We start from the raw sequence: 14347 nt of genomic DNA on the forward strand, positions 1-14347 counted from the left end.
CCGCTGTCTCGAGATCCCGCATATCGCCCGCGGGGTTGACTCATAGGGTAAGGCTCCCTGCAATTGTTGATATGCGAACTTCTGGGATTATAGTCGAGGCGCTATTGGAGTTTAGTTAAAGGCAGACGCAAAAGTGCATCTTCGGAACACGCCGTCGCGGAGTCGGATTTCATTCAATCAGAGAGTGACCAATAGTTGGGAAATGGGCCGATCAAAAAAGCGATGTCACACCGCCAAGGCATTCTTTCGAGTTACTAATCAAACCAATCACCATGCTCGCGCGCATGGATGACTGCATCCGAAGCACTCGGGAACTCGTTCAGCAAGTCAGTGTTCACACGATCCAACAGAAACAATTCTAAAACTGGCAACGTCGTAAAAACTCCTGTGACCCACCGTCCCCATAATCAGCGTGCAGGTACCTACCAAACCTTCCACGAAGGCGGCGGCAAGCCAGTTGGAGCATGGCGATCGCACTTGATAACACGTCCCACTGCTACTTCTGACAGTTTCATCCACTCTTCCTGGTGGGTCACACGAAGAGCCCGGATTAAAAGCATGCGGCTCGTGCGGCCAGACAATGTCTCACGCAGACCGCCCTAGCGACATCAACGTAGGATTTGCCCCTGTTTTATGACGCCCTTGGCGTGTCATGGCTGCGCAAAACGCGCCGCGCTTGAGAGCGTGCAAGTTACGGTTAAGGATGGGCTATCTAGCTTGCTCGCGCGGCTTCGGTATTGCGTGGAAGCGCAGTTATGCGAATCGCCCCAACGTAACGGTCTTTTTCCGTTGGTCGCTGTCAGTCTGGTTTGCGACATCACGCCATCTGACCTAGCATTCCTTGCTAACACCCTTCGAAGCGCCGATGTTCCATGAGTCCACTTGGCTGATGCGTTGCGCCTGGGCGATCTCCTTGATCAGTATGGCATCGTTCGTCGCGTTTGATCTTTGCGCTTGCACATGCAGAAGCGGATACAGTTAGCCGCGCGCCGACCATGGCACGGAAAGCGGCTGCGACGTGTGGCGGATGTTATGGCTCGGACGGCGGCGGCTCGCCCGTCGGAGGATCTGACTTTGGGCAAGTACCTTGGGAGCGACGGCAGTCTCGCAGGCATCGGAGGCACGATCAATGCGGGCGTGCCGAGACCCAAGGAACATGGGGGCGCAATGCCGGCCCTGGGCGGCGTCAAACTTTCGAACAGCGATGTCAGAGCGGTGGCAAGCTACATGTGGGCAATACGGCACGCGAAGCCGTAACTAGAAATATCAACGGCGCACCGTTTGCCGCGTCACGTCTTACATGTTTTCGGCTGGAGAAACGCTATGCTACGCATGAGCCTGACCACGTGTCGTAGTCTGACGGTGGTGCTGAGCGTGATGATTCCAAGCACGCACGTGGCCGCCCAGACCGGGACGATGAAGGAGCAGATCGTCGGAACGTGGGCGTATGTATCGGTCGACACCGTACGCCCGGACGGCGCCCGCCAACCCATGTACGGCGCCAATCCGCAAGGGCTCGCCGTCTTCGACGCGGGCGGTCACTATATCCTGATGACATCTCGCGCGGATATCGCGAAGTTCGCGTCCGGTAATCGAACCGAGGGCACGCCGGAGGAAAACAAGGCCGTCGTCCACGGCATGATCGCTCACTTTGGCACCTATAGCGTGAACGAGGCTGAGAAGACGGTCACCTTCCATGTCACCACCAGTTCGTTCCCAAACTGGAACGGTGTCGAGCAGAAGCGGCCCTTCAGCGTAGATGGAGATCAACTCAAGTGGGCGACGCCCGCGTCGAGCGGCGGCACGGCCGAAGTGGTCCTGCGGCGGCTGAGATGATGGGCCTAGGAGACGTCTTCCATCTACCTATTGATCTTAGCCGCCCGGCTCTGCCTGTGCGCCCAACGAGCGGATTAAGAATGCAATTTTTACCCTCTGTGACCGTCTTCAACCTACGGACGTTGCGTCGGGTGATGACTTCTCATCCTCGTATCGAAGTTGAAGGCTTGGCCGCCTAGACTCAGATTGCCACCGGCCGAACGATGCACCGTAATACGGGCCGTGGGTTTCACAGGAGGTCACCACCATGAAGTCATTTGCTACGGCGATTGCCGCAGTGTCTGCGTTCGCATTGCCTGTCGCGGCGCTCTCTCAATCGGATACAACGCTCACGCGTGCGCAAGTACGCGCTGAGTTGCAGCAGCTGGAGCAGGCCGGATATGACCCGGCCAAAGGCGAGGATCCGAATTACCCGACGAACATCCAGACGGCAGAGGTGCGTGTGTCAAGCCAGAACGGCGCAACCGCTTATGGTGGCACGACGCCGGGTTCAACAGCATCTGGGTCTCGTTCCGTCAGCCGTCCAGCCTCAACTGACGAAATGAAGCAGCTCTATTTTGGGGGGCCGTAACGGGTGCTGTTTCTCGCGGCATGTGGCGCCAAAAGCGGACCGTATCCATCTGCTTACTCAACAACACGTAGACCGCGCGTTGAAGAACGGTGGGCTTCGACGCGCATACATCGGCACTCCTCGCAGCCCTCCTGGGCGTCGCACGGGGTCATAGGCGCGCCACGTGCCTCCGTTTTCGACCGCCTGACTTGCCCGGATCGATCCGAATGGTTCGATCCAGGCCACTTGCTGCCGTTCGTCGGGACCATCGCGCCGTCATTCAAGCGGCTGCTGTGCCCAACCAGCGGTCTTCCGACCCGACTGCCTGCCCCGACGGTTTGACCAAGCGCAACAAGCGCCGCCGAGAATGCAATCGCGCTCTTGGCGAGGGGATCGGCGATGAGCCATCTCCCCGCTTCGCCGTAGCCGCCTCAGAAATCGAATTCTGGTTCTCGATTGGCTAACGCCTGTCCCTTGGGTTCGCACTCCTTTCGCAAGTGAGCCTCCGCGTAGTCGGCGAAGAGGCGGGTCTCTCGAGGCAAGTGGAGGCGTGCCGGACGGACGATGAACAGCTCCGTGCGTGACTCATCGACGGAAAAGGCCGGCAGCAGGCGAACGAGGTGACCCGCCTCAATATCTGAGCGCACCAGTGCGCGCGGAAGAATTGCGAACCCCATGCCGGCGAGCGTTGCGAGACGGGCAAGCTCCGCGTCAGAAGCCGAAAAACGCCGGCGCAAGCCTGACGTCGTCCACCGCGCCGGTCGCATGTCGGAACGTCCAGACTTCTTCGCGGATCTCGTCTTGCAAGCAAATGCATGGAATGTCTTGAAGATGGACGGGGGTCATAGGCGCATCGTGCCTAATCAGAAACGCAGGCGTCGCCACGGCCAAAGACGCAAGCACCCCCATAAGTTGCCCCTCACGCTCCGAGCCTTCCGGCTTGCCGACGAGAAATCCGACGTCCTGAGCATTTCCGGCGAACTCGGCGCGCCGACCGGCGAGCGTCAGGCGAACCTCGACGGTCGGATGAAGCTTGAGAAAGTCGTCGATAAGCTGGGTTAAACTGAGCGCCGACACGCCCGACGACGCCACGACTCACACCGTACCGCCCGGCGCATCGTCCAAAGCTACAACGGCCGCTTCTAGCCGATCGAGGCGCCGGAGAGACGCACGGCAGCCCTCTACGTACCGCACACTGGCAACTGTGAGCGAGACCGCGCGAGTCGTGCGATTAAGCAGCCGAACGCCAAGGTCCTCTTCAACCAGGACGATCGCGCGAGTGACCAGCGCGTTGGAGACCCTAAGCTCCCGCGCGGGGCCGCGGAAGCTACGTGCATCCGCAACTTGCACGAACTCGCGCATCGCATCGACAAGATTCGTATTCATGCGCTCCGTCTAATCAGTTCAACGCGGTGTGGACCCGCACCCGGATTGGCCGGCTTCTGGGCTCGCCACCAAACCTACAGTGGCGGCAGCCGTGAGCACCCACGCGGCCGGCTGTGTAAGCATGTCTTGGCCACAGTACCGTCATCGAGCGACGACGTCTCAAGGCTGTCGGTCGCGTGCGCGAACACTCGCGCTCGCTCTGCCTCCACGATGACTCGTTTTTTGTTTAGCGAACGGCCAGCTGAGCCGTTGCCCATCACCGCTACGAATTCAGTTCAGCAACTCGCAAAAGGAAGGCTCACTATCCGTCTTTCAAGGGGCTGTCGCTTCGCCCGACATGCTAAGCTGGTAAGGAGCGCTGCGCGCAAACATAGCGTGCGATCGATTGCTTTTCTCGGATGTATGATGAGGAGAAGCGACCATGAAAATCCTGTGGGTCGATGACCACGAAATTCTTTGCGTTGCTCTTTGCGAATATGTTCAAACACACGCGTCCGAGCTGAGCGCAACCGCAATCGACATTACGCCCGTCTTCACGCTTGCCAGCGCGCTTGAAGAAATTAACAAGACACCGCCCCCAGACCTTGTATTTCTGGATCTTAATCTGGATGGTGAGAACCGCGGCGCCGCGACACTTGAGCATTTCCAGGCCGGAAATCTAGCCAAGGTTCCCGTGGTCATCTGCACTGGACTTGCTCCTAGAAACGATGATGAAGTTGAAATTTTGCGAATTTGCATGCGTGACTACGCCGCTCGAGGAATCCTGTTGAAAGGAGGCGCGCACAAAAAAATGTTCATTGGACTGAGCAGGATCTTGTTAGGTGAACTCTGGATCCCAGAAGAAGTCTTGCTCCGCTTTGCCTGCTCGACTCAAGCGCCCTTAGCTAGCAAAAATCAACGTCATCTTGGGCTTTCTCCGCGAGAGTGGGACGTGGCGCGTTGCATTGCACGTGGTCTCTCAGGGAAACAGATCGCGAGAGAGCTTGGCGTCTCCGAAGGACACGTCAGACAGGTTTCCTGTGTCATTTACGACAAACTTCAAGTCAGAAACCGCGTAGAGGCTGCGCTGCGGGTCAATGCCGAGTTGACCCCTGGAAGGGGGGCAAAAGATACGCGACTGTCGTGACGATCTCTTCTGCACCGCTCTTCATGTTGCGTTGCCATAACTTTAAGCGCCTCCGGTCAACGTTTTTGGCTTATATTTGGCAAGTGCGGTTAATAAGGTTCGCTCAGAAACCGGTTTTGACAAGAGCTTCATGCCACTGAAGGCTACTTTTCTGAGCACCGCTGATGAGGTGTCCCCCGACCACAGGATTGCAGGGATCGAAACGTTGGTAGCCGCGCGGACCGCCGTAATCGCAGCAATACCGTCCTCGTGTTCCAGCCGATAGTCGGAGAGGATGAGGTGCGGACCGCTTGCCAAAGCCTCACTACGCAATTGCTCGATGACGTCGGATGATGATTCCCCGGCTACGACGTAGCAGCCATGCTCGATCAGGCGCATCGATATTTCGACTCTTAGGTCGCTGTTGTCCTCGATGATCGCCACGACCATATTGGTCAGGTCCGGGTCGCGGTCTTCGCCCGTTTGAACCTCTCGCAACTCCGGCGGTATAAGTCCCATGAACGGGACGGCAACCGAAAAACGCGAGCCCCGCCCTGGTGTCGAGCCGATGTCCAGCTTGTGACCGAGAAGGTTCGCGAGTCCCTGAACAATGGACAGACCCAGGCCGAACCCTTTTTCCCGATTCCTCTCGGGATTATCGACCTGTACATAGCTCTTGAAGATATCTGCCTGTTTACCTTCTGGGATACCGATCCCGTTGTCCCAGACGCTTATCTTTATGTGGCTGCCTCTCCTTTGGCAACTCACGAGAACATGCCCTTTCTTTCCTCCCTGTTCGGAAGGCGTGTAACGGATCGCATTGGTCACCATATTCCGAACGATCCTGTCCAACGCAGGTCGATCCGTACGGACCAGATAGGGGCGGCAATGGAGTCTCATTTTCAGCCCCTTCGCCTCAGCCAGCGGCTGCATATCCACGAATATGCCGCGTAAAAGCGAAGGCAGCGCCACCTCCTGAATTTCTACATTCCACGTGCCGGACTCGAGGCGGCAGATATCCAGTGCCCCGTTAATCATCCCTTCCATCGCATCTACTTGCCTTTGCGCGCTCGAGACGTCTGCAACCACCTCAGTCGATTTAATGCTCCGCTCAATATAATTTAACTTCAGACCGAGCGTTGTAAGCGGTTGACGCAAGTCATGGCTTATTGCAGCGATAAGCAGGTTTTTCTCCGCCTTTGCCGCTTCCGCCCGCTTTCGCGCCTCATCGAGAATGATCTCTTTAACATATGAGCGTTTCTGACTGTAAAAGAAAAACCACGCCAGGAAACAATAGCCAATTAGTTGAGTAGAATAGAACCCCAGCATTGCTGGCCGGTGAATATATAGAGCTGGTCCCAGGCTAAATCCGAACGGTACAGCGCCAAGCACGAACGAACCTAAATTCGCACGAAGACTGGGTGCGAGCAGTAGCAGGGTAAATGTATGGCTGATCAGCGTGTACTCAAGGAAGCCAGAACTTGCCAATTTGATGTAGGGAGGGCGGGGCGAGAAATCGGGCGGGGTTAGCCCAAGGCTACCCGCCGCCCACCAGAACGATGTCAGTGTGACGCTTGCAGCCCATGCCCAGTGCATCTGCCCGATCGCGTTCGCGCTGGCGTGCTTCGGGAGCGCCTTGGTCTTTTTCAGTAAGTATGCTGCCATGGGAGTGGCCATGCCCCAAAATCCCAGGAACCAGACAACACGGAACCAACGATAGCTATCCGACGTTTTGATCCACGATCCGTATACGCACAACAGCGAGGCGCCGACCGCCACTAGTACGGTCCAACACACGGCTCGACGGGACAGCGATTGCAATAACTCGCGTTTGACGAAGAGCTTCTGCTCGGTACTGAGCGTTGCGACCGGTCGCAGAAAAGGATTCACAAATTCAGCAAATCTCCGGAGCTCGATTGTGTGATCCATTTCACCCGCCTTCGGTCAATATTTTGGGCTTATGTTCTGCAAGTATGGTTAATAAGGTTCGCTCCGAAACCGGTTCGGACAAGAGCTTCATGCCACTGACGGCTACTTTTCTGAGCACCGCTGACGAGGTGTCCCCCGACCACAGGATCGCAGGGATCGAAGGGTCGGTAGCAGCGCGGACCGCCGTAATCGCAGCAATACCGTCCTCGTGTTCCAGCCGATAGTCGGAGAGGATGAGGTGCGGACCGCTTGCCAAAGCCTCATTACGCAATTGCTCGATGACGTCGGATGATGATTCCCCGGCTACGACGTAGCAGCCATGCTCGATCAGGCGCATCGATATTTCGATTCTTAGGTCGCTATTGTCCTCGATGATCGCCACGACCATATTGGTCAGGTCCGGGTCGCGGTCTTCGCCCGTTTGAACCTCCCGCAACTCCGGCGGTATAAGTCCCATGAACGGGACCACAACCGAAAAACGCGAGCCCCGCCCTGGTGTCGAGTCGATCTCCAGCTTGTGACCGAGAAGGTTCGCGAGTCCCTGAACAATGGACAGACCCAGGCCGAACCCTTTTTCCCGATTCCTCTCGGGATTATCGACCTGTACATAGCTCTTGAAGATATCCGCCTGTCTACCTTCTGGGATACCGATCCCGTTGTCCCAGACGCTTATCTTTATGTGGCTGCCTCTCCTTTGGCAACTCACCAGAACATGCCCTTTCTTTCGTCCCTGTTCGGAAGGCGTGTAACGGATCGCATTGGTCACCATATTCCGAATGATCCTGTCCAACGCAGGTCGATCCGTACGGACCAGGTAGGGGCGGTAATGGAGTCTCATTTTCAGCCCCTTCGCCTCAGCCAGCGGCTGCATATCCACGACTATGCCGCGTAAAAGGGAAGGCAGCGCCACCTCCTGAATTTCTACATTCCACGTGCCGGACTCAAGGCGGCAGATATCCAGTGCACCGTTAATCATCCCTTCCATCGCATCCACTTGCCTTTGCGCATTCGAGACGTCCGCAACCAGCTCGGTCGATTTAATGCTCCGCTCAATATAATCCAGCTTCAGGCCGAGCATTGTGAGCGGTTGACGCAAGTCATGACTTATTGCAGCGATAAATTGGTTCTTCTCCGCCGTTGCCGCTTCAGCCTGCGATACCGCCTCCTCGAGCACAACCTCTTTTACACATGTGCGTTGCTGGTCGTTGCAAATGAACCATGCAACGACACAATAGCCTATTACTTGGGCCGTATACCAGTCAAACATTCCAGGTCGCGCAACAAAAAAATATGGTGCTATGTTGCATCCGAATGGAATAACGCCGATCACGAGTGAACCTAAAGCCGCACGAAAACTGGGTGCAAGCAGCAGCAAAGCAAATGCTTGGCCAATCATCGTCAGCTCCAGGAAGCCATACCTCGCGAATCTGAAGTAATGACCATGAGAGAACACGGAGTTGGGTGGGATTAGTCCAAAGCTGGCCGCCGCCCACCAGAACGATGTCAGCATGACCAATGCAGCCCACGCCCAGTGCATCTGCTCGACCGCGGTGACGCTGGCGTCCTTCGGAAGCGCCGCGGTCATTTTCAGTAAGCATGCCGCCAGGGGAGCGACTATTCCCCACAGTCCCAGGATCCAGACGACACGGAACAACGGGTAACTATCCGACTTTTCAATCCACGATCCAAATACGAACCAGAACGGGCTCCCGACTACCAGTAGCGCAATCCAATATACCGACCGGCGGGAAAGCAACCGCAATAATTCGCGCGCTACGCGAAGTTTCTGCTCGGTGCTGAGCGCTGCGACCGGTCCCAAAAAGAGATTGGTAAGTTTGGAAAATCTATGGTGTTCGACTATGTAAGCCGTTTCATCTACGTACAGTGATGGTCCGGGCCCGGGCCTTTCGCCCGTGCCAGAATCATGTGGTGTTCGTGAACAGGACGCCATAACAGGCCTCCGGGGATCAGGTGCAACTACACGCCATTGTGCTAGCGGCCCGTCAGCAAGTCGATGACAAGTGTTCTTTTTTCTACCGAACAAAAGTTCGGAAATCACGCAGATGTTCCCACCCGAGAGTGGTGCCACTGTGCCAATCGTTGGGTGCAAGACCGTCGAACCTCCGATCGAGCGTAAGTATGAGGCTGTGCTCGCGCGCTCGAAGTGCCAGTAACTCATGTCCTGATAACGCACGAGTTGCAAATTGCGATACAGGGTGCTCATTCCGTGCGCCGGGTCGAACTTTCATACGTAAGGAGGGGTGCATCATACGCTCAAGAAGCCATTCCAACGAATGCCGTGAAGCGCCACCGAACATTCATTCGCCCCGCGAAGGAACATTTAATGCCGAACATCAGATTGTCGATGTAGCAACAAATGACACGTTTACACGGCGTAATAATGCAACATAATTAGACACAAGGAGCGCGTCGATCACCGGACAATGGTTCGCGTTCTTCTCTTGTCGAATGCCTGTTACGAGTACGGCTCTACAACCGGCGATGCGGAAAACGGAGTGCGTACATGCCCGATCAGAGCCAGCTGATTCGCGAACGACTGCACACCCACCCGTCTGCGGAACCGGTTTTGGCATCCTATTCGCCATCCTGAACAACAAGTTAGCTATAAATCAAGGAGGTCCACTATGAAAACCCTTGCATGCCTTGTGCTCGCCAGTTGTGCGCTCGCAGGCCCGGGCGTCAGCTTCGCTCAGAGCAACGCGCCCGTCTTCCGTGCTCAGATGCGTGCAGAACCGATCCGTCTCGAGCAGGGCGGCTATCGCGTGGCCGACGTCAGCCATGGGAACTATCCCGAGCAAATTCCTGCTGAAGCGAAGATCGCCGCACAAGACAGCCAGCAGGCGGGCAACAGTTACTTTGGCGCCGGGGCGAGCAGCGGCACCTCAGCTTATGGCAGCGCTCAGCCTGTGTCGGATCCCTCGCCATCGTCGTGCGTGGGGCCCGCAAGCTACTGCAACATTTTCTTCGGTAATTGACCGCTGATGGCTCGCTCGACACCGCCCCGACGATCCAGGCAACGGCCCTTGATCGTCCGGAACGTCTCAACGGAGGCGTCCGGATCTTCGGACCCTCCGAAACGACCAGCCGGCGACATGATGGACCCGAGGCCGATATGCATTGTCTGCCACATGGCGTTGCCCTCGTTGAAACCTTACGTCGCCGACGTATTTCCTAAACTCAAATGAGCGCGGCACGTCGATTTTCAACGATGGTTAGGTATCCTCGTTTTGCGAGATAACCTAATTATGTGGTGAAGTAATGGCACGGTATTACGAATAGGCAGTGCTCGGTCAAACGGGCCGATAACGACTTACACGCCCTGTGCGGGTTAGAAGGTTACGCTCGCGGCGGTCGAGCGGGACGGCATGATGACCTACATACAGTCCATGCGGCGCGAAATACGCGACGACTAACGGACGAACGGTATGCGTCTGCGACGGTCCGTTCGATCGTTTTTGCATCTGGCGTCACTAGCAAGGAGACGAAAATGACCTGCAAACGGCTGAAAGGAATGTCAACGATTGCATTCTTTCTGTTAGCGGCAGTTGGAACCTCGAGCGCGGACGAACAGTGTTCTAACGCAACGCTCAAGGGGCTCTACGGATTCTCGCTTAGAGGCCAACTAATCGGCATTTTCGACGATGCTGGTAACACCCATCGATTTGCGAACGAACCAGTTTTGATAGACGCGGTCTCGATTCAGGACTTTGACGGGCATGGCGGCTTCACTCGAGCGGACTTCGTCCAGAGTGGAGGCGAGAAACGCCCGGGGTCAACGGATCCAACGACCGGTTTCGACACTAACGAAAGCGGAATGTATACAGTTTATTCGGACTGCACAGGCATCATGCACATTAACAAGTTTCCCGCGCCGATTTCATCTACGACAATTGACATTCGCTTCGTGTTAACGGATGGCGGTCGGCGTATGTTCGGCGTCGTCAGCAGGCAGGTCATCGGCGGTCAGTTTAGAGCGACCGACGGAACCACCTGTGGACCGGCGCAGCCTTGTAAAATGGAAGCGCAGGAAAGCTTAATCGGGGAGAAGTTTCGAACGGAAGGGCGTGACAGGTAGCCCGGGGGCCCCCGTTCCCCTGACGTGGCACCTTGGCCTGAGGGGAAGGCGAGTTGCTTCGCGCAACGCACTCTTTCGCCGCCAGCGCGGCCGTCGTAAGGCAAGGAGCGACTTGCATGCGAAGAGCGAACGGTGACTAGCTCCTACCGTTTTCCTTCCGTGAGCACGGTCGACCGGTGCGCGCGGCGGTGACTTTTCGCATGGTCAACGAGGCCGCGCAACTCGCCCCGGCGCCGCCGTATCCCGATCATCCGATTGGCGCCTAGCGGCGTCCGCGCGTAGCGCGTCGTCCGAGAGGCGAGGGTATTGGGACGCTGGGCGAACCGTGGCGTTCTGCAATCGGCGCGGAGCGAGTTGGTGGCGCTCGATTCCGCGCATCGGAGCCGGCCGTGCGCGCGCTGTCCTCAGCTGGTTACGACGCCAGGACGGGCCACTAAAGCTGCGCGTCGATGCGGACGTGGACTCGGTCGAACAGGTCGGTGTGCCGGGGTCGCGGCCGAGTTGGTCGAAGTGGTGCCGGCGGCCAATGTGACGGGGAGCGGCCTGAGTAGCGGCCTAGGCGGCGGTTTGAAGGGCAGCGATCCAGGCGACATCCCAGCTCGGCTCACGCCGGCGCCGCTCGAGCGACTCGCGGTGCCGCGCGCGCTGTCGGGCGCCGACGGTGACAACCGTTCGACGCCGTTCTGTTATATCCAGGAGAACGATGATCTTGATGCGGTAGGCGCCTATCTGAACCGCTATCGCGATTAGCCCAAAACCCTGCGCGCACACCAAGAAACTTGAGCGCTTCCTGTTTTGGTCGGTCGTGCAGCGCGGCAAGGCCATGAGTGACCTGCGCGTCGACGACTGCGAGGCGTAGAAAGATTTTCTGAAAAGTCCGGACCCGAGCTTTGTCGGAGAGCGCTTTGCACGCCACTCGCCGCGCTGGCGACCGTTCGCCAGTAAAGTCTTTCCAGCGAGTCGCAACGCTACGCGATCCGGATGCTGCGCGGGACGTTCGCGTGGCTCGTCGACGTGCGCTATCTGGCCGGCGACCCGTGGACCGGCGTCAACGGTCCACCCGTGATCAAACGCGCGAGCGCGATGCAAATCAAGCGCGCGTTGCCCGCTGAGCTGTAGTGCAAGCTAGTTCAAGCCAACGGGCCATTACTGGCGTGAATGCCGAAGCTGGCGTCCCGCGTAGAACGCCGAGAGCAAACCGACAAGCAACGCTGCAACGGCGAGCGCGCCATCAAGCTTGTCAGCGACGCGCACAAACTCTGTGTAGCACCATAGGCAGACTCCGATGCCAGTCAACAACAGGCCAAGGATAAGCCCCCAAATCGGCCCTGCTTCTTTAGATCGTAATCTTTGAGACATTCTCATCAGACTACCCCATTAGCTGCGGAGGTCATGAGCGCATGCGCGACGAAAACGAGTGCTACTCCTGCTCGTGGCAGCCGTAGAGGTCGTCAACCAGTCGCTGACCGGCTCCGTGGCCTCCCGTGAAGGCATCGGCCTCCGAGGAAAACGGATGACCGAGCGTGTCCCCGAATCGCAGGGGCGAAAATACAGCCACGTGCAAGCCGGGGCGAAGGATCGTAACCGTGGCGACATACCCGACGTGAGCGTCGAGATCAACCGTCCGTCGTTGATCGAAGTTGGTCTCAACGCCGACCTCGATGCTGAAGCCGTGGTACTGATACGTACGTTGCATCAAATATCTCCTCAGCCGCGAGCCGGGACTAGTCTGATTCTCGTTACTCCGCAGAAGCAGCAAGGCCTTCGCGCACTCGGGCATTCTGTAATCGGTCTCGACTGCAGCACTTGAGGGCCGCTGCTTTCGCCATTCCGTTCATTGCTTTGCAGTACCGCTGGCGGGCCTATTCCCGTCAAGTTGTTGCCTTGCACCCGGCTCTCAATCACCTATGACTTCGCGCTCAAGTTGCTCTTTGGGAAGGTGCCGCACGTCGGTGCCCTTAGCGACATAGATGACGAGCTCTGCCAGATTTGTTGCGTGATCTCCGATACGCTCTATGGCCGATGCGATGGACAGATAGTCGAGGCCCGACGAGATGACGCGAGGATTCTCCGCCATGGAGGCTGTGAGTTAGCGCATGAACGCGCGGTATTGTGCGTCGATCGTCTCGTCCTCGCGGACAATCCTGGCGGCCGTAATGACATCGAGGCGAGCGAATGCATCAAGTGCTCGGTGGAGAATGGCGGTCGCCATTTGACCAGATAACCGGATTTCCGCGGTATTAATAATCTTGCCTGCCTCGTCCTTCGCAATCCGTCGGGTTCGCTTCGCGCTCTTGCGGGCTTCGTCGCCGGCGCGCTCGAGATTGGTGATGGCTTTTGAACTTGCCATCACTAAACGGAGATCAGATGCGGTCGGCTGGCGCCGTGCGATCACGTTTCCGCAGTCAGCATCAATCTCAACTTCCATCGCATTGAGCGGACGCTCTTCCTCGATCACCTTGTCGACCAAGTCCAGGTCGAATCGATTGAGGGCCTCCATAGCAAGGACCAGTTGTGATTCAACGATCCCACCCATCTCAAGCACCCACAATGCGATGAAGGTCAGCGTCGAACTGGCTGGATATGTGTTTGTCTGCCATGGAAATTTCCTCTCGACCCAACCCCAGAGCCCTGATGTCAACGCTTCGGCATGTCCTGGCACGAACAATCGCCAGGCCGACTTAGCGGGATTTTGGCGGTCGGCCCGTCTTAACTTTCTCGACGGCTTGGGCGGCGGCACGCAACTCTTCCGGTGAAGCGGCCTCTAGAAGGACGAGACCCGCCCGCAGAAGCTCACTCTTATTCACCAGTACACCCTCATCAAGACATCTCTGCGTCAGCTTCTTGATCTTCTCGTAGTCGAATCGCGGCATGGTGAAGGTATCGCGTACGACCTTTTCCTTCTTGACGCGCTCCTTCTGCGGCGGGACGCCGACGGCAGCCAACTCAAGATGGACCAGACGCTTCTTCCGATTTTTCTTTTTAGTCAGTTGCCTACCTGGGGTAGGCTCCACTGCCTCTACCTTCTTCTTGGCGGCCTGGCGTGTCATGGTTGCCTGCGAATCGAGAAACTGTGCAAACAGTATATACGGGATTCGCGGGCGTAAATCAAAAGCGAGCGGACCTGCGTGCTACGAGCAGCGAAGTCCCAATTGTTCAGATGTTAAGCGCTTTCCGAAGCTGGGTGTGGAAAAGATCTTCGCCTGGGCGGGTACCGCGCCAGGTTTCGCGAGGACCCCTTTTTGCTGACTAGTGGGCCGGCGATGACCCGTTTAACGCGCCGAAACTGCTGAAGAAATTGTCCATATGACGGCGGAGATCACGGTCGTGCTGCTGCTCAGCCGCAGTAGCCGTCATAGATGTACCGGCGTGACCACGGAAGCTTGCTGGCGCTCATCCCCGCCTTGCGCGCGACGATCTGATAAATGGCAACATCATCGTTCTC

Annotated in this window: 15 protein-coding genes and 1 pseudogene; 8 read left to right on the forward strand and 8 right to left on the reverse strand. The window is 57.2% G+C overall.

From position 1 onward, the window contains the following. The first annotated feature begins 1323 nt into the window (after positions 1–1323). Positions 1324–1836 (forward strand): lipocalin-like domain-containing protein, encoded by a 513-nt coding sequence (locus AWB74_RS41335; RefSeq protein WP_061152319.1) that lies wholly within the window; start codon positions 1324–1326, stop codon positions 1834–1836. A 247-nt stretch (positions 1837–2083) separates the two neighbouring features. Further along, positions 2084–2407: a DUF4148 domain-containing protein gene (locus AWB74_RS41340; RefSeq protein WP_061152320.1), complete on the forward strand. Its 324-nt coding sequence runs from the start codon at positions 2084–2086 to the stop codon at positions 2405–2407. A gap of 410 nt (positions 2408–2817) precedes the next feature. On the opposite strand, the gene AWB74_RS48845 is transcribed toward AWB74_RS41340, so the two are convergent. Genes AWB74_RS48845 through AWB74_RS41355 form a run of 3 tightly spaced genes read right to left on the reverse strand, consistent with a single transcriptional unit; the run spans position 2818 to position 3772 of the window. Further along, positions 2818–3153, reverse strand: coding sequence for a LysR substrate-binding domain-containing protein (locus tag AWB74_RS48845; RefSeq protein WP_087039508.1), 336 nt, complete (start codon positions 3151–3153; stop codon positions 2818–2820). Then, complete coding sequence (locus tag AWB74_RS41350) at positions 3098–3478, reverse strand: LysR substrate-binding domain-containing protein (protein WP_061152322.1); 381 nt, start codon at positions 3476–3478, stop codon at positions 3098–3100. Before AWB74_RS41350 ends, AWB74_RS48845 begins: the two co-directional genes overlap by 56 nt. Positions 3479–3481: 3 nt before the next feature. After that, positions 3482–3772, reverse strand: coding sequence for a LysR family transcriptional regulator (locus AWB74_RS41355; protein ID WP_061152323.1), 291 nt, complete (start codon positions 3770–3772; stop codon positions 3482–3484). Between the two features lie 421 nt (positions 3773–4193). Here AWB74_RS41355 and AWB74_RS41365 point away from each other — a divergent pair, with 421 nt between their 5' ends. After that, positions 4194–4898, forward strand: coding sequence for a LuxR C-terminal-related transcriptional regulator (locus AWB74_RS41365; protein WP_061152324.1), 705 nt, complete (start codon positions 4194–4196; stop codon positions 4896–4898). A 42-nt stretch (positions 4899–4940) separates the two neighbouring features. Here the strand turns inward: AWB74_RS41365 and AWB74_RS41370 are convergent, their stop codons facing one another. Further along, entirely contained in the window at positions 4941–6806 is a 1866-nt protein-coding gene (locus tag AWB74_RS41370; protein ID WP_061152325.1) for an ATP-binding response regulator, read from the reverse strand. Position 6807: 1 nt separating this feature from the next. Continuing rightward, positions 6808–9030 (reverse strand): ATP-binding response regulator, encoded by a 2223-nt coding sequence (locus AWB74_RS41375; RefSeq protein WP_087039509.1) that lies wholly within the window; start codon positions 9028–9030, stop codon positions 6808–6810. Between the two features lie 421 nt (positions 9031–9451). Here AWB74_RS41375 and AWB74_RS41380 point away from each other — a divergent pair, with 421 nt between their 5' ends. The 5 genes from AWB74_RS41380 to AWB74_RS47915 all read left to right on the forward strand — a co-directional run bounded on the left by AWB74_RS41380 (position 9452) and on the right by AWB74_RS47915 (position 12021). After that, positions 9452–9802, forward strand: a complete 351-nt coding sequence (locus tag AWB74_RS41380) for a DUF4148 domain-containing protein (RefSeq protein ID WP_061152327.1) — start codon at positions 9452–9454, stop codon at positions 9800–9802. Between the two features lie 512 nt (positions 9803–10314). After that, the gene (locus tag AWB74_RS41385; RefSeq protein WP_061152328.1) at positions 10315–10902 is read left to right on the forward strand and encodes a hypothetical protein; all 588 of its coding nucleotides are present in this window, start codon (positions 10315–10317) and stop codon (positions 10900–10902) included. A gap of 325 nt (positions 10903–11227) precedes the next feature. Beyond that, the gene (locus AWB74_RS47905; RefSeq protein ID WP_235024902.1) at positions 11228–11434 is read left to right on the forward strand and encodes a phage integrase family protein; all 207 of its coding nucleotides are present in this window, start codon (positions 11228–11230) and stop codon (positions 11432–11434) included. Next, positions 11404–11652, forward strand: a complete 249-nt coding sequence (locus AWB74_RS47910; protein ID WP_061152329.1) for a hypothetical protein — start codon at positions 11404–11406, stop codon at positions 11650–11652. Before AWB74_RS47905 ends, AWB74_RS47910 begins: the two co-directional genes overlap by 31 nt. A 231-nt stretch (positions 11653–11883) precedes the next feature. Further along, complete coding sequence (locus tag AWB74_RS47915; RefSeq protein ID WP_235024903.1) at positions 11884–12021, forward strand: hypothetical protein; 138 nt, start codon at positions 11884–11886, stop codon at positions 12019–12021. Positions 12022–12322: 301 nt separating this feature from the next. Here the strand turns inward: AWB74_RS47915 and AWB74_RS41400 are convergent, their stop codons facing one another. The 3 genes and pseudogenes from AWB74_RS41400 to AWB74_RS41410 form a co-directional block, all read right to left on the reverse strand. Beyond that, the gene (locus tag AWB74_RS41400; protein ID WP_061152330.1) at positions 12323–12598 is read right to left on the reverse strand and encodes a hypothetical protein; all 276 of its coding nucleotides are present in this window, start codon (positions 12596–12598) and stop codon (positions 12323–12325) included. A 201-nt stretch (positions 12599–12799) separates the two neighbouring features. Continuing rightward, positions 12800–13502: pseudogene (gene phoU, locus AWB74_RS41405) on the reverse strand (phosphate signaling complex protein PhoU). A gap of 81 nt (positions 13503–13583) precedes the next feature. Then, positions 13584–13952, reverse strand: coding sequence for a hypothetical protein (locus AWB74_RS41410; protein WP_087039511.1), 369 nt, complete (start codon positions 13950–13952; stop codon positions 13584–13586). Between the last annotated feature and the right edge of the window lie 395 nt (positions 13953–14347).

Source organism: Caballeronia arvi (assembly GCF_001544695.2).
GTDB lineage: Bacteria > Pseudomonadota > Gammaproteobacteria > Burkholderiales > Burkholderiaceae > Caballeronia > Caballeronia arvi.

Excerpts from the sequence above, each read along its gene's own strand:
- AWB74_RS41335 (WP_061152319.1), top strand. The coding sequence starts at position 1,324 with ATGCTACGCATGAGCCTGACCACGTGTCGTAGTCTGACGGTGGTGCTG.
- AWB74_RS41340 (WP_061152320.1), top strand. The coding sequence starts at position 2,084 with ATGAAGTCATTTGCTACGGCGATTGCCGCAGTGTCTGCGTTCGCATTG.
- AWB74_RS48845 (WP_087039508.1), bottom strand. The coding sequence starts at position 3,153 with ATGCGACCGGCGCGGTGGACGACGTCAGGCTTGCGCCGGCGTTTTTCG.
- AWB74_RS41355 (WP_061152323.1), bottom strand. The coding sequence starts at position 3,772 with ATGAATACGAATCTTGTCGATGCGATGCGCGAGTTCGTGCAAGTTGCG.
- AWB74_RS41365 (WP_061152324.1), top strand. The coding sequence starts at position 4,194 with ATGAAAATCCTGTGGGTCGATGACCACGAAATTCTTTGCGTTGCTCTT.
- AWB74_RS41370 (WP_061152325.1), bottom strand. The coding sequence starts at position 6,806 with ATGGATCACACAATCGAGCTCCGGAGATTTGCTGAATTTGTGAATCCT.
- AWB74_RS41375 (WP_087039509.1), bottom strand. The coding sequence starts at position 9,030 with ATGAGCACCCTGTATCGCAATTTGCAACTCGTGCGTTATCAGGACATG.
- AWB74_RS41380 (WP_061152327.1), top strand. The coding sequence starts at position 9,452 with ATGAAAACCCTTGCATGCCTTGTGCTCGCCAGTTGTGCGCTCGCAGGC.
- AWB74_RS41385 (WP_061152328.1), top strand. The coding sequence starts at position 10,315 with ATGACCTGCAAACGGCTGAAAGGAATGTCAACGATTGCATTCTTTCTG.
- AWB74_RS47915 (WP_235024903.1), top strand. The coding sequence starts at position 11,884 with ATGCTGCGCGGGACGTTCGCGTGGCTCGTCGACGTGCGCTATCTGGCC.
- AWB74_RS41400 (WP_061152330.1), bottom strand. The coding sequence starts at position 12,598 with ATGCAACGTACGTATCAGTACCACGGCTTCAGCATCGAGGTCGGCGTT.
- AWB74_RS41410 (WP_087039511.1), bottom strand. The coding sequence starts at position 13,952 with ATGACACGCCAGGCCGCCAAGAAGAAGGTAGAGGCAGTGGAGCCTACC.